The sequence below is a fragment of the Rhodococcus sp. UFZ-B548 genome (genome assembly GCF_903819475.1).
Classification (GTDB): Bacteria; Actinomycetota; Actinomycetes; order Mycobacteriales; family Mycobacteriaceae; genus Rhodococcus_F; species Rhodococcus_F erythropolis.
Genome location: NZ_CAIJDS010000003.1, coordinates 222315 through 236787 on the forward strand (window position 1 = coordinate 222315; position 14473 = coordinate 236787).

General features: G+C 64.9%; 10 protein-coding genes. 5 read left to right on the forward strand and 5 right to left on the reverse strand.

What is annotated here, in order from left to right; all coding sequences use genetic code 11:
- Nucleotides 1-37: 37 nt before the first annotated feature.
- The 4 genes from H7C86_RS05550 to H7C86_RS05565 are packed head-to-tail and all read left to right on the forward strand — an operon-like array spanning nucleotide 38 to nucleotide 8273.
- Nucleotides 38-1123 carry a hypothetical protein gene (locus tag H7C86_RS05550; RefSeq protein WP_182261214.1) on the forward strand — a complete coding sequence of 362 codons (1086 nt, stop codon included), beginning with the start codon at nucleotides 38-40 and terminating at the stop codon, nucleotides 1121-1123.
- Between the two features lie 33 nt (nucleotides 1124-1156).
- Nucleotides 1157-2662, forward strand: coding sequence for a TIGR02677 family protein (locus tag H7C86_RS05555; RefSeq protein WP_182261215.1), 1506 nt, complete (start codon nucleotides 1157-1159; stop codon nucleotides 2660-2662).
- The gene (locus tag H7C86_RS05560; protein ID WP_182261216.1) at nucleotides 2659-4101 is read left to right on the forward strand and encodes a TIGR02678 family protein; all 1443 of its coding nucleotides are present in this window, start codon (nucleotides 2659-2661) and stop codon (nucleotides 4099-4101) included. The genes H7C86_RS05555 and H7C86_RS05560 overlap by 4 nt, the downstream gene beginning before the upstream one ends.
- Nucleotides 4098-8273: a TIGR02680 family protein gene (locus H7C86_RS05565; RefSeq protein WP_092763963.1), complete on the forward strand. Its 4176-nt coding sequence runs from the start codon at nucleotides 4098-4100 to the stop codon at nucleotides 8271-8273. Before H7C86_RS05560 ends, H7C86_RS05565 begins: the two co-directional genes overlap by 4 nt.
- A gap of 57 nt (nucleotides 8274-8330) precedes the next feature.
- On the opposite strand, the gene mshC is transcribed toward H7C86_RS05565, so the two are convergent.
- Nucleotides 8331-9572 (reverse strand): cysteine--1-D-myo-inosityl 2-amino-2-deoxy-alpha-D-glucopyranoside ligase, encoded by a 1242-nt coding sequence (gene mshC, locus H7C86_RS05570; RefSeq protein ID WP_172932879.1) that lies wholly within the window; start codon nucleotides 9570-9572, stop codon nucleotides 8331-8333.
- Nucleotides 9573-9582: 10 nt separating this feature from the next.
- Nucleotides 9583-11772: an MMPL family transporter gene (locus H7C86_RS05575; protein WP_202022891.1), complete on the reverse strand. Its 2190-nt coding sequence runs from the start codon at nucleotides 11770-11772 to the stop codon at nucleotides 9583-9585.
- 30 nt (nucleotides 11773-11802) lie between these two features.
- Here H7C86_RS05575 and H7C86_RS05580 point away from each other — a divergent pair, with 30 nt between their 5' ends.
- Complete coding sequence (locus tag H7C86_RS05580) at nucleotides 11803-12264, forward strand: MarR family winged helix-turn-helix transcriptional regulator (RefSeq protein ID WP_003946187.1); 462 nt, start codon at nucleotides 11803-11805, stop codon at nucleotides 12262-12264.
- Here H7C86_RS05580 and H7C86_RS05585 read toward each other — a convergent pair.
- From H7C86_RS05585 to H7C86_RS05595, 3 genes are read right to left on the reverse strand one after another with little or no spacing between them, the layout of a single operon-like run.
- Entirely contained in the window at nucleotides 12261-13067 is an 807-nt protein-coding gene (locus H7C86_RS05585; protein ID WP_019748536.1) for an SCO1664 family protein, read from the reverse strand. The two genes, H7C86_RS05580 and H7C86_RS05585, sit on opposite strands and share 4 nt — an antisense overlap.
- A 4-nt stretch (nucleotides 13068-13071) precedes the next feature.
- Nucleotides 13072-13671 carry a DUF3090 domain-containing protein gene (locus H7C86_RS05590; RefSeq protein WP_019748537.1) on the reverse strand — a complete coding sequence of 200 codons (600 nt, stop codon included), beginning with the start codon at nucleotides 13669-13671 and terminating at the stop codon, nucleotides 13072-13074.
- A gap of 55 nt (nucleotides 13672-13726) precedes the next feature.
- Nucleotides 13727-14422: a histidine phosphatase family protein gene (locus H7C86_RS05595; RefSeq protein ID WP_019748538.1), complete on the reverse strand. Its 696-nt coding sequence runs from the start codon at nucleotides 14420-14422 to the stop codon at nucleotides 13727-13729.
- Nucleotides 14423-14473: the final 51 nt, after the last annotated feature.

Consider the following 14473-nt stretch of genomic DNA (forward strand, 5'->3'; position numbering starts at 1 on the left):
TTTTTCCGTCGTCGACAGATATTGATACCATTGGAACATGAGCGAATCTGAGTCGGAACCGGAACGGCCGATCGACATTTTTCGGCGATCGATTGCCGTCATCGAAGAAAATTTGCCTCCTACCTGGTCTTTGTCGACACAGCGCTCCCCCGACCTGTCCGAGGCGCCACTCCGACTCGACCTCCGCTCCCCTGACGGCGCGGTGGCCAAATTCGGCGTCTACGCCGCTCACGGTGTCCTGAGCAGCGACGTTCCCGGTATCGCCGATCGCTTCCCCACCGGTCAACCCGGCTTCGTGTGCGCAAAATATCTGTCCGAGCCGGTCCGCCGGCAGCTCGATTCCCACGCGATCTCGTACGCAGACGCCACGGGCAACGTGTCGTTGACCGCTGATCGACCCGCCGTCTGGGTGCGTGGACGCGGAGCCGACGCCGATCCGTGGCGGGGGCCCGGACGTCCTTCCGGACAGTTGACGGGCGATCCGTCAGCTCGCGTCGTGCGTGCGCTTGCCGATTTCGCGGCGCCACTGGCGATCACTGCCTTGGTGCGCCTGGCCGGTGCGTCGACGGGAGCAACCTATCGGGTGGTTCAGACACTGTCGGATCGTGAACTGGTGACCAGGCTCCCCCGCGGCGGGATCGGTGACGTCCGCTGGCCGAAGATGCTTCGTGAATGGGCGGCTGAAGCCGGCGCCAAAGCGCCGACGCCTCACGGCTTTCACGCGCCGGACGGGTTGGAAGCACTCTTCGATCAACTGCGTCAGCTCAGCGGTCACATCTACGCCGGTACCGCCTCGGTGGCCGCGGCACCCTTTGCTCGGTACGCGCCCACTCGACGTGCCCACTTCCATGCCGACAACGTCGATCAGTTCGCCGACGCTCTCGGACTACGGCGGGTGGAATCCGGCGGTGACGTGTGGATCACCGCTCCCCTCTCACCGTCTGCCTTCGACCGATTGCTCACCCGCGACGGCATCCGCATCGTCGCCCCCAGCCAAGCGTTCGCCGATCTGCTGGTCGGCCCGGACTCCGACGAGGCGGCGGCCGAGCACCTGCTCACATGGATGATCGAGAACGAATCGCAGTGGCGACGCGCCGCATCCCCTGCTACGGATCGCCCGTAGGAAAAAGAGGGGGCGTCTCTCGCCTACCCTGTCATGGTGGAAGAAACGAGTGCGCCCGATTACGCCGCGTACGCCGACACCAATCGACTGAAGCTGTTTTCGTTCACGATCGCGGAAAAACGGGCCGAGTACCTCTGGGTACTTCGTGCCTTCGACCATGCTCGCGCCAACTACACCGTCCTGCTGCATGCCGGAGCCGTCGCGCAAATCCTCGAGAAGATCGGTGGATCGGATCCGGCGGCCGATCTGTCGGCAGCAGAGGTCACTCCCCTGTTGGATCAGCTCCATGTGTGGGAGATCCTCGAGCGCAGCTACGACGGCACCCGCGCGGCCACGCTGGCCGAGTACCGCAATCGCCACTTCGTCTACCAGTTCGGTCAGGCCGGATACCAGGTCTATCGATCAGTCGAAGACGTTCTCGCCGCACGCCTGGACTCGGCCTCGCTCTCGCGCCTCGCTCTGCCGGACCTGCTCGCAGACATGTCCGAACTCGCCGAGGCCAACCGAAGCTCCGACGGCGACCTGATCTTCCGCAAGCTCAAGCGCCTCGACTCGACGCTCTCCGACATGGCCGATCGAGCCGCGCACTTCTATCTGACCCTCGGGGACCTCGTACGGACCACGGAGATCACTCCGCAGGCTTTCCTCACGCACAAGGACGCTCTGCTCACGCACATGCGGGAGTTCAGCTCCGATCTGGCGCGCTACGCCCCCAAGCTCAAGGAAGCGATCGAGCACGTCGAATCCACCGGGGTCGATCGCATGATCCGCCTCGCCGCCGCCAGTGACGAACGGGTGTTCGTCCCGATCACCGAACGCGAAGACGACTGGGCTGCGCGTTGGCGAGGATTGACCGCCTGGTTCGTCTCCGCGGAATCGGGGATCAGCGAGTCCGAGCGTCTACGTGAGGGCACGATGAGCGCGATCGCCGCGGTTCTGGCGCTCCTTCGCCGCGTCACGGAAACCCGTCGCGGCGGCGTCAGCCGCGAGAGCCAGCTCCGGCACCTCGCCGGCTGGTTCGCCGCCACGCCGTCCGAAGACGCAGCTCATGCTCTGTTCCAGGCAGTGTTCGACCTCGGCCGTCCACGCCACCTCTCGATGGTGCATCCGGACGCCGACATCATTTCTCACTCACGTTCGTGGTGGGAGGCGCCGCCGGTCGAGATCGCGCGAACACTCGCCGAAACCGGCCGCCCGCCCTCACCAGGATTGCCGAGCAAGGTCGCCCGCAACGACGGCAGCATCCGCCGCCTACGCGAAGAGCAGTTGGCAGCGCAACGTACGCGCAGCGCCGCGGCGCAATCACTCGCGTCCAACGGCGTCTATCAGCGTGAACTCGACGAGCAGGAGACCGAAGTTTTGCTGAGTCTGCTCAATGCAGCACTGACCGCGCGCGTTCCGGTAGTGGGACGCGTCAAGAGCTCCACCGGTAGTGAGAACGGGGTGAAGCTGACGCTCAGTCCCTCGGACGGTTCGACCACCATCAAGACCGCCCGCGGGCGTATGCACCTCGACGGCATCGAGGTCAGTGTTCGATGAGAGCTCGCGAGATCACGCCCCTTGCCCTCGACTCGTATCAACGCGCGGCACGAGTGATCCTGTCCAACCACCTGATCACCTCGACGTACCCGGATCGAATTGCGTTGCCGCTCTTGCGCCGTTGGGCCACCGAGCTGCGTGACGACCTACTCGAACTGTTCGGCTACCGCCTCGAGGTGACGGAGACCACCGCGCGCCTGTTCACGGTGTCGGATCGACTCAACCCGTCGGCACCGGCCCGAACTGCCTCCGAGCGAACCTTCGATCGCACGCGTTACGCCTACCTGGCACTGTGCCTGGCCGCGTTGGGCCGCGCCGGGAACCAGATCACGTTGTCGGAGTTGGCCGATCACGTCGCGGCCGACGCTGCACAAGTCGACGGCGTCGAACTCTCCACCGATCGTGCGTCGGACCGCGACGCCTTCGTCGACGCAGTGGGCTGGCTCGGCGTCAGAGGCGCCATCGCACTCGCCGACGGTGACGCAAACGGCTGGGCGTCCAATCCCGAAGCGGGAGAAGCGCTCTACGACATCGACCGTTCCGTCGTCGTAGCCCTGTTCCGTCCGCCGCGCGCACTGCAGCACCTGCACTCCATCCGCGGACTCCTGGCCACGGAGACCTCGAGCGCTGCCGAGGACGACGGAATTCCTGTGGACGCGAAAGAGATCGGACGCCGAGTGCGTCGGGCTCTGGTCGAGCGGCCGGTCGTACTGGCGGGTGAACTCGATCAGCACGAATTGATCGCGTTGGCGCAGCCCAAGACCGCGTCGGAAGTCGAACTCCTGACGGGGTTGGTGGCCGAGCGTCGCGCCGAGGGAATCGCGATGATCGATCCCACCGGTCGCCTCTCCGACGTCCGCTTCCCGAGCACCGGAACGATCGCCCAGGTAGCGCTACTCCTCGCCGGCGAGATTGCCGACCGCGTGCTCGACGTCGACGCTCCGGAGCTGCCGAAACTTCCGATCCCGCACTTGTCGGACGATCACCTGATCGAACAACTCGATGCCGCCATCCCCGAGGCCGGGATCTTCGAGGACCTCGCCGACGAGGACGACGATTTCGTGCTGCCTGCCGGCGAACCGGCCGAGCCCCCGGAACCCGTCACGTACCCGATGATCGACGACGACTGGCTCGCCGACAAGGTCAGCGAGTTGGTGGACCAGTTCGGACGCACGTTCGCAGCGCAATGGCAGGCCGATCACAACGGGCTGCGCAAGCAGGCGCTCGGGTTGCTGCAACGTCTGCGCCTGACGCATGCGGTCGACGGCGGCGTACTGGTGTTGCCCGTCCTTGCCCGGTACCGCGACGTCGTGGTCTCCGTACGCGAACGCGATCCTCAGATCGACTTCGCGGTAGACAACTCCGCACCGGATCCGGTCGACGAATTCGGCCCCGAATCTTCCACCAACGGCGAACTATCAGAGGTAGAGAACGTATGAGCAACGCCCGCTTCCGACCTACTCGGGCTGGAATCATCAACCTCTGGGATTACCGAGACCAGGAGTTCTCGTTCGCCGACGGTCGACTGGTCCTACGAGGGCCAAACGGATCCGGTAAGACCAAGGCCCTCGAGGTCTTGTTCCCGTTCGTTTTCGACGGCCGCATCGAACCGCGGCGCCTCAACCCCTTCGCCGGTGAAGAGCGCACGATGAAGTCCAACCTTCTCTACCGGGGCCAGGACAGCGCGCACTCCTACGTGTGGATGGAGTTCTGCCGCGGCTCCCTCGAAGATCCCGAGTCGGTGACCGTGGGAATCGGCATGCGGGCAACCCGCACCAACGACAAGGTCACCCGCTGGTACTTCGTCGCCGACGGCCGCGTCGGAGTCGACTTCTCGCTGATCGGCAACGACGATCGTCCTCTCACCAAGAAGCAGTTGGCCGAACAACTCGGCAGCGATTCCATCACCGACCGTCCCCTCGACTACCGCACCGCGATCGACGCGCGAATGTTCGGTCTCGGAGTGCAGCGCTACGACCAGCTGATCAATCTCATTCTCACGCTTCGCCGTCCCCAGCTCGCGAAGAACCTTGATCCGAAGGGCCTTTCGCAAGCGCTCACCGACGGCCTCCGTCCACTCGACGACCAACTCGTCCTCGAAGCTGCGCGTTCGTTCAGCGATATGGAAGAGGTCGGCCGCGCGCTCGAGGGGCTCGCAGCCGCCGATCAGGCAGCGCAGAGTTTCATCGGCGTCTACACCAAGTACCTGCGTCAGCAGTCGCGCGGAGAGATCGAACAGGTCAGCACCCGCCTCGCAGCAGTCACCAGAGGCGTTGCCGCCATGGACGAGTCGTCGCTCGCCCAGACCCGCAGCCGTGAAGCCCGGGCAGCAGCCGAGGAGCGCTTCAACCAGGCCGAGCAGGCACTCGAGAACGCGCGCGCCAATGTCGAGGCGTTGCAACGCTCGAGCGCCTACGAAGGCAAACAGCAGCTCGACGATCTCGCCCAGGCCGTCTCGACGCTCAAGCTCTCGACCGAGCAACAGGCAGACAAGTCGAGGAAGGCGCAGGCTGCACTCGCGCAGCGCGGCGACGAAGCCGACAAGGCCGCATCGTCGGTCAAGCGTGCAGCCGAGGCACTCTCACGTGCCGAGGACGAACTGCAGGCAGCCGCCGAGGACGCCGGCATCGTCTGGACTCCCCTGCCCGACGGCTCACGCAGCGACCAGATCACCGCAGCAGTGCGTGGCCATGCCGAGGAGCGTGACGGCGACGTACGCGTAGTCCGCACTGCGCTCGCGACCGTCGAGAAGGCCGCTACCGAACGAACCCGGGCCGAAAACAGCTCGCGCCGTGGACAAGAGCTGCTCGAAGCGTCCAAGGCCGCTGTGCTCGAAGGCGAAGCTGCCGTGGAACTCGCACGCAGTCAGTGCGCCAGCGGGCTGCGCGCGTGGTGGACCGATCACTCCTCCCTGTTTTCGGCTGTCGGCGCGGACACGTCGCTGTTCGAGGCTCTCGACGCGGCGCTCGCCGAGGTCGGCGACGAGGACGCTCCGGCGCTGTCCGCAGTTCTCACCGAGCACACCGAGGCAGGCACCGAGACGCTGCGTGAGCGACGTCGTGAGGCCGAAGCTGAAATATCTGCATCACACGCCTCCATCGCAGCTCTGAAATCCGAGCGCAAGGCCGTCTCGGCGGAACATGACGATGCTCCGCCGGCCTTCCACGCACGCACCGACAACCGCAGTGATCTGGGTGGGGCACCGCTGTGGCAGCTGGTGCGCTTCGCCGATTCCGTCGAACCAGACGTGGCCACGGGAATCGAATCCGCACTCCAGGCGGCAAATCTGCTGGACGGCTGGGTCTGCCCCGACGAAAAGATTCCCGATCACGTCAGTGAGCAGTTCCTGACCGCTCTGCCGGTCAAGCAGCGCCCGAAGGGACGAACGCTGGCCGACGTCCTCGAGGTCGAAGGCAATGCCGACGTACCCGACGCTCGGGTACAGGACATTCTCGCGTCGATCAGTCTCGTCGAGGCACCGGGCGACTCCGATGCCAGCGTCGCGATCGGCGTCGACGGGCGCTTCTGGCAGGGCGTCGCGCGTGGCCGGCACGTCAAGGCCGACGCCGAGTACATCGGCACGACAGCGCGGGCGCGTCGACGCGAAGCTCGGATCACCGAGATCGACGCGGCTCTGGAAGAACTTGCCGCCGCTGTCGATGCAGCCAAGGCACTGGTGACGCAGACCAACGAGCAGCTGAGCCGAATCAACTCTGCGGCAAAGGAATTGCCGAAGACAGGATCGATCCTCCGCGCACTCAAAACTGTCACCGAATCCGCCGGTGCACTCCGCACTCGCTCGGAGGCCACGGAAACGGCACAACGCGAACTCGATGCGGCGATCGCCGATCTCGCGGCGAAGGAAAAGCAACTCCGGGCGACGGCGTCGCAGCACCGGACCCCGCATATCGGCCGTGAACTCGACTCCCTCGCGGCGGCGATCCGTCATTTCGAGAAGCAGGGCGAACTGGCGCTGCGCTGCCGACGCGAACATGCCAAGGAAGTCGAACTCGAACGCGAGTCTCGCGACCGTCTCGACGAATCACGCGCCAATGCGGAGGAATTCGCCGAGGAAGCCGCCATCGCCGAGGAGAGTCTGCTTCAGCAGGTCCAGCGCCTCGAGACACTGCGCGACACCCTCGGGGCCAGCGCCGAGCAGATCGACCTCGACCTGGCAAAAGCCCGCGCGAAGATCGAAGAATGCAAGGTCGAACAGCGTGCAGCACGAAAGGCGTACGACGCTGCCGTCCTCCAGATCGGCACGGCAGAGGGTGCGTACAACACCGCCGTCGAGACTCTTCGGCACACCCTGACCGAAACCCGCAGTGATGCAGAGCGACTCGCACCCTATGCGCGCCCGGACCTTCTCGAGTTGTTGGGCGTCAAGGAACATCTGAGCTGGCCGGCAAGTTCAGCGGCGTGGATGAGCCCTGATCAGTTGGTCTACCGCATCCAGAACGAAGATCGCAGCGAGGACGCGGCCCACCCGCCCGTCCTCCCCGAAGACGTCGACAAGTTGTACCGAGCGCTCGAGGCTGCGACCTCGGCGGTACGCGTCACCGACGGAGCCCGCAAGGCAACCCGCACGGCACTGACCTCGGCGTTGCAGGACTTCGACGCCCAACTCGCAGCGGCCGGACAGGACTACCGCCTGCAGTGGGACGCACCGGACGGACTGACCGTCGTACGAGTGCAGGACGATCAGGGCTATTCGTCGATCGGTGAATTCGCAACGCGGATCCACGATGCTCGCGGCGATCAGGAGCAGTTGCTCACCGAATCCGAGCGTCGCATTCTCGAAGATGCCCTGCTGACCGGATTGGCTCAGCAGATCCACGAGCGCACGGTCGATGCACGCGTGTTGATCGCACAGATGGGCACAGAGATGCGTGAGCGTCGGATGTCCTCGGGCAACACCATCGGCGTTCACTGGGTGCTCGCCGACAACCTCGACGACAGCTCGCGGGCGATCTCCAAGCTGCTGGATCGAGATGCGTCGGCCCTCGGCGTCGATGAACTGGCTACTCTGCGAGCTCATTTCGCGACCCAGATCCGTACCGCCCGCGCGGCGCACCCCGAACGCTCGTACCCGGAAATCCTGTCCTCGGCGCTCGACTACAGGCAGTGGCGCGTGTTCTCGTTCACCCTCATCAGCGGTGAGGGCAAGGAAGACCGCCTTACCGTCGCGCGGCACAGCGCGCTGTCCGGTGGCGAGCAGTCGGTTTCGCTGCACCTTCCTTTGTTCGCCGCGGCGCACGTCATGCTGGACTCGGCCGACCCGCACGCCCCGCGTCTGCTGGCACTGGACGAGGCCTTCGCCGGTGTCGACGACAACGGACGCAGCGAGCTGCTCGGCTTGAGCGTTCAGTTCGACCTGGATCTCTTCATGACCGGCTACGACCTGTGGATCACGTACGCAGACGTCCCCGGCTGTGCGCACTACGACCTCGCGCACTCCACGGCCGAACAAGCTGTCAGCGCCGCGCTGCTGGTGTGGTCGAACGGTGAGCTGCTCGCCGAGCACGACGGAACGGATCTGGCGCGGGCATTGGGCTCGCCGCTACGGCGCCGGGTCCCGACACCAGCCGAAGGTGCGTTGGACTACGCCTAGAAACCACTGTGCGCCTTTATTAACCGCCCGCGGTTAATAAAGGCGCACAGCAGGGGTTCAGCGAAGCGAAATACCCAGTAGGGCGTCGACGGCATCGGCGAACTCGCCGGGTGCCTGCGTGTCGGATCCGCCGCCCTCGATGGCGCGGCGTGCCCAACCGTCGAGCGCGTCGAGCGCCTTCGGAGTGTCGAGATCGTCGGCCAAATGCTGACGCAAACGCGCAACAGTGTCGGTGGCTGACGGCGCGGCATCGAGAGCCGCGGCCTCGCGCCATACCTTCAGACGCGACTGAGCATCCTCGAGGACCTGATCGGTCCACGCGCGATCCTGGCGGTAGTGGCCGGAGAGCAATCCGAGACGGATTGCCGCTGGGTCTACCCCCTCGCCGCGCAGCTTGGAGACGAAGACCAGGTTTCCGCGACTCTTCGACATCTTCTCGCCGTCGAGGCCGATCATGCCGGTGTGCACGTAGTGCCGCGCGAAACGGCGATCACCCGTTGCCGATTCGGCATGTGCTGCCGAGAACTCGTGGTGCGGGAAGATCAGGTCGCTGCCACCGCCCTGGACGTCGAAGCCGGAGCCGATGCGGTTGAGAGCAATGGCCGCGCACTCGATGTGCCAACCGGGGCGCCCCGGCCCGAAGGGTGAGGGCCAAGAAGGCTCGCCCGGACGCTCCGCCCGCCAGACGAGTGCGTCGAGCGGATTGCGCTTTCCGACGCGATCGGGATCTCCGCCACGTTCGGCAAAGAACTTCTCCATCGTCGCGCGGTCGTAGCCCGACTCGTAGCCGAACTGCTCGGTCGCGTCGGCGCGGAAGTAGACGTCGGGGAACTCCGCGTCGTCGACGATGTACGCGGCGCCGGACGCCACGAATTTCTCCACCAACTCGACTACTTCGTTCACCGATTCGACGGCGCCGATGTAGTCCTTCGGCGGAAGCACGCGCAGCGCTTCCATGTCCTCCCGGAAGAGCGCGGTCTCACGCATGCCGAGGACGATCCAGTCCTCGCCGTCGCGATTGGCGCGCTCGAACAGCGGGTCGTCCACGTCGGTCACGTTCTGGACGTAATGGACGTCGTGTCCGGCGTCGCGCCAGATGCGGTTCACGAGGTCGAACGTGAGGTAGGTGGCCGCGTGACCGAGGTGGGTGGCGTCGTACGGGGTGATGCCGCAGACGTACATCGTCGCCTTCTTGCCCGGGGTGACGGGGCGAACCTGACGGTCGGCTGTGTCGTACAGCCGCAACGGCGGCCCCTGACCGGGAACGGACGGGAGTGCGGTATCGGACCAAGACTGCATGCTGCCGAGCCTAGTGGAGACTGCTCTGAGGCTGGGAAGGTGCTGGCTGATCCTGCTCCGGTTCGGGCGTCGACGCGAGCTTGCTCGGCCACCAGATCTTCTGACCGATGTCATAGGTCAGGGCCGGGACCAGCAAGGATCGGACGATCAGAGCGTCGAGCAGGACACCGAACGCCACGATGAACGCGATCTGCGCGAGGAACAACAGCGGGATCACCGCCAACGCCGAGAAGGTTGCTGCCAGAACAACTCCGGCAGACGTGATCACCCCGCCGGTCACGGTGAGTCCCCGCAGCGCACCCGCCCGAGTGCCGATCTTCAGCGCTTCCTCACGCACCCTCGTCATGAGGAAGATGTTGTAGTCGATTCCCAGAGCCACCAGGAACACGAACGCAAACAGCGGGACCACCGGATCCGCGCCGGGGAACCCGAAGACGTGGTCGAACACCAGCGACGAAATGCCCAGTGTCGCAGCAAACGAGAGCACAACGGTGCCCATGAGAAGCAGCGGTGCGAGAAGCGAACGCAGCAACAAGGAGAGAATCACGAACACCACGATGATCACCACGGGAATGATGAGTGTCCGGTCCCGTGTCGAGGTGGTCTTCGTGTCGAGGTCGGTCGCAGTGACGCCACCGACCAACGCGTCGGCACCGTCCACGGAGTGAACTGCATCACGTAGTCGCACGATGGTGTCTTCGGCCTCGAGTGAGTCGGCAGCGTCAGTCAACGTCGCCTGCAGTGAGACTCGTCCGTCGACAACCAGAGGGACTCCCCCGTTCTGTACGACGCTTACGTCGCTGACGCCCTCCACGCGACTGGCTGCCGCGACGGCGTCCACCTGATCCGCATTCGCGATGACCACGGCCGGGGAACCCGAACCCGCCTCGAAGTGCTCGCCGAGAATCTCCTGGCCTGCAACCGAATCGACGTCGAGCAAGAAGATGTCGGACGAAGAGACACCGCTGGCTTTGAACTGCGGCATCATCAGCGCGAAGATCACAAGCACCAGCGTCGACGCCACCCAGAAGCGGCGCGGGTGCCGTCCGATTCGAGCAGCGAGCCCGGCCCAGAACCGGTGATCGTTCGCCTCGTCGTGGTGCTCGCGGTCGGCGTCGAACTTCGGCTTGGTCGGCCAGTACGCAGTCCGCCCGAACAGAACGAGGACAGCGGGTAGGAACGTCATCGACGCGAGGAAGGACGCGGCGATACCGATGGCGGCCACCGGGCCCAGCCCGCGGTTCGAGTTCAGGTCGGAGAGCAACAGGCACAGAACGCCCGCGATGACCGTTCCGGCAGACGCCGCGACGGGTTCGAGCGTCGCGCGCCACGCAGTCCGCATTGCTGCGTACTTGTCCTTCTCGATCCGCAATTCTTCCCGGTAGCGAGAGACCAGAAGCAGCGCGTAGTCGGTGGCGGCACCGAACACGAGGATGAACAGGATGCCCTGGCTCTGACCGTTCAGTGCGATGACGTCCGCGTCGGCGAGCAGATACACGAGCAAGCTCGACAATCCGAGTGCGAAGATCGCCGAAAAGATCACCACGAACGGCAGGATCGGGCTCCGGTAGACGATGATCAGGATCAGGATCACGACCGATCCGGCTACCAACAACAGCAGTCCGTCGATACCGGCGAATGCTGCCGACAGATCCGCAACCTGCCCAGCGGGGCCGGTGACCTTGACTGTCAGTCCGTCAGGGCTCGACTCCAGCGCCGCGCGCAGCGCTTTCACGCTGTCCTTGACCTCGAGGGTGCTGTCGACCGGCAGGAACATCTGCAACGCCTGGCCGTCGGCCGACGGGATCGGCGGCGATGACGCGTCACCGAATCCCTCGGTACCGACAAACGAATCGACGGTCTGGGACAGGAAGGTGGAGTCGGTGGGCTCGAGGCCACCTGGTCGTTCCGCCACGACGATGGCCGGCACGAAGCGGGTGTCCGTGAAGCTCTCTTGAAGCTTTGCCACCTCGGTGGCTTCGGCCGACGCCGGCAGGAACGACGTGTTGTCGTTCTGCTGCACGGTGCTGAGCTTTCCGGCGAACGGGCCGCCGAATCCTCCGATTGCCAGCCAGCCGATGACGAGGAGAGCTGGCACAATCCATCGAAGGCGACGAACAGGACGATTTTGTACTGGTGTGCTCACTGGGTCTCCAGGGATCGGCAGCAGAGAGGACTTGCCGACTATTTTGTTCAGCATGCTGAGTAATTGCAAACGGAAGGCAAAAACATGAGCAGCGACGGCCTGGACGACTGGCCAACCGGCCGGCTGTTGTCCACCGCTGCGCGCCTGGTAGAGCACTCGTGGGAGAAGGTTCTGCGGTCTCAGGACATGACGCACGCGGGCCTGATCGTGCTCCACTCGATCGCCGGTGGGGCGGCATCTCAACGCGACATCGCGAAGAACGCCCGCGTCACCGATCAGACGATGAGCCGCACGATCGACCGTCTCGAACGAGCGGGTTACGTCACGCGTGACACCGATCCGCGGGACGAGCGCCGGCGCGTGATCGCGATAACCGACGCCGGAAGACTGACGTACGAGCGACTACTGACGCTCGAGAAGGAAGATGCGGCGTTGACCGTCGGCGTCGGGGACGTCGCCGCGCTGCGCGAACAACTACTGCGATTGGTTCGCTCACCCGGATTGAAGACGGCAACTCGCGAACAGCAGGAAACGTCTCGAGACTAGAAAGCCGGCCAGGGAATCGTTCGATGGCCGTTCGGTTCGGGCATCACGGCCGACTCTGCGAACTGCATCGCCCGGACCGCCAAGGCCACGATTTCCTCTTCGGTGATCAGTTCGGACAACTCGTCCCCGAGATCTCCATCGAGAGTTGTCGCGAATTCGGCGACGTCGGCGATCAAAGCACCGGGTACGGGCTGCCCCGCCCACCCCCACAACACGGTCCGCAGCTTGTTCTCCGAGTGAAGACAGATTCCGTGATCAACGCCGTACACCGAGCCGTCGACGCCTTCGAGGGCGTGACCACCTTTGCGGTCGGCGTTGTTGATGAGGACGTCCAGAACGGCCATTCGCTGCAGCCGTGGATCGTCCGCATGGATCAGAGAGACTGGTTCGCCCTCCGAGTCGAAGGCCTGCAGGACCTCGAACCACCCTGGCGGAACATTGCCGGGACTGCACAGGTCGACCATCTCGAGTCCGCCGGATCCATCCGCGCGGCGATCGACGGTGTCAATCCAGCGCTGCACCATGCCTGTCCCGAAAGGGCCGTCCCGCAACACTGTTCGCGGAATCACTCCCCAGCCCAGCGCCTCGGACACGCGGTACGACGCAACCTCACGCCCGGCCAGAGTGCCGTCCGGGAAATCCCACAGTGGGCGTTCACCCCGCACCGGTTTGTAGACCACACGGGTGGACTGCTCCCCCAGAGTCGACTCGCACACCAGCGTGGCGTTGCTTGCCGTGGTGATCTGGCCGATCAGGGTCAGATCTCCCTCGAGCAGAACGTCCGGCACTCCAGGTTCGGACACGACGTCAGACCTCGTCGTCGTCTGCGTCGTCGATCGCAAAACCGAAGGACTCGCCGCGCCGGTATCCGTTGGTTCGGATGCACACGTGCCCCTCGGGCGCCAGCGGCTCACCACACAGAGGGCATGGCGCGCGTCCCGCCGCGATGACGCGTTCGGATCGGAGCGAGAATTCGCGCGCTTGTTCCGGGGTCAGGAACACACGGACCGCGTCCGGACCGTCGTCGGCGTCGTCGAGGACAACCGATTCGTCGAACTCCGTCTCGCTGACGGCAAGCAACTCCACGACGACCGCACCGGCATCGGCGTCCCAACCGAGCCCCATCGTGCCGACCCGGAACTCCGCGTCGAGCGGTGTGACCAGCGGGCTGAGATCGGAGACATCGTCGGCCTGCGGCGGAACCTCGGTTCCGAAGCGTCGATGTACCTCTTCGAGGAGAAGGCCCATGCGATCGGCGAGGACCTGAACCTGCTGCTTCTCGAGCAGCACACTCACCACCCGTGAATCGTGCACGGCTTGGAGATAGAAAGACCTGTCACCGGGCTCGCCCACCGTTCCTGCGACAAATCGGTCAGGAGTGCGAAATACGTGAATCGCGCGCGACATTGCACCTCCTCGAGTTCGAGCAGAACATCACTGAATACCCATTATCCGTCACAGCTCACGCACCGACCTCTCCACCGGGGACGGACTCCTGCGCGGGAGCCGAACCGTTGGTCGCGGTCTTCGCTGCACTGATCGCTGCGAGCACGTCTCCGGTGTCGTTGACTCGAAGAACGAACGGCAGTGTGGCCGTGTAGCGAATCACGCTGACCGAGGCCGGCTCGGCGACGATCCGCTGGAACGAATCGAGGTGCATCGCAAACGCGTCGGCGAGAACCGATTTGATGACGTCACCGTGTGTGCAAGCGATCCAGACGACGTCCTTGCCGTGCTCTTCGGCCAGCCGTGCATCGTGCTCTCGGATCGCGGCAACGGCTCGCGCCTGTACCTGGGCCAGCCCTTCACCGCCGGGAAAGACCGCACCGGAAGCGTGGCGCTGCACCACTTTCCAGAGCGGTTCTTCCAAGAGTTCCTTCAGCGGGCGACCCGTCCAGTCGCCGTAATCGACCTCGATGAGGCGATCCTCGACCACCGGCGTCAGACCACGGTCGACGGCAATGGGGCCGACCGTCTGCTCGCACCGCAACAGCGGCGAGCGGACGATCTCCGCGATGTCCAGACCGACCAGCCGATCGACGACGCCTTCGGCCTGTTTCCGGCCGTGGTCGTCGAGTTCCACACCCGGCGTTCGACCGGCCAGGGTATGGGCAGTGTTGGACGTCGACCGCCCGTGCCGCAGTAGGACAACTGTCATTCCACAACCCTAATGGGGCGGTGGCCGCACGGACGGGTGGTCGACGTCGAA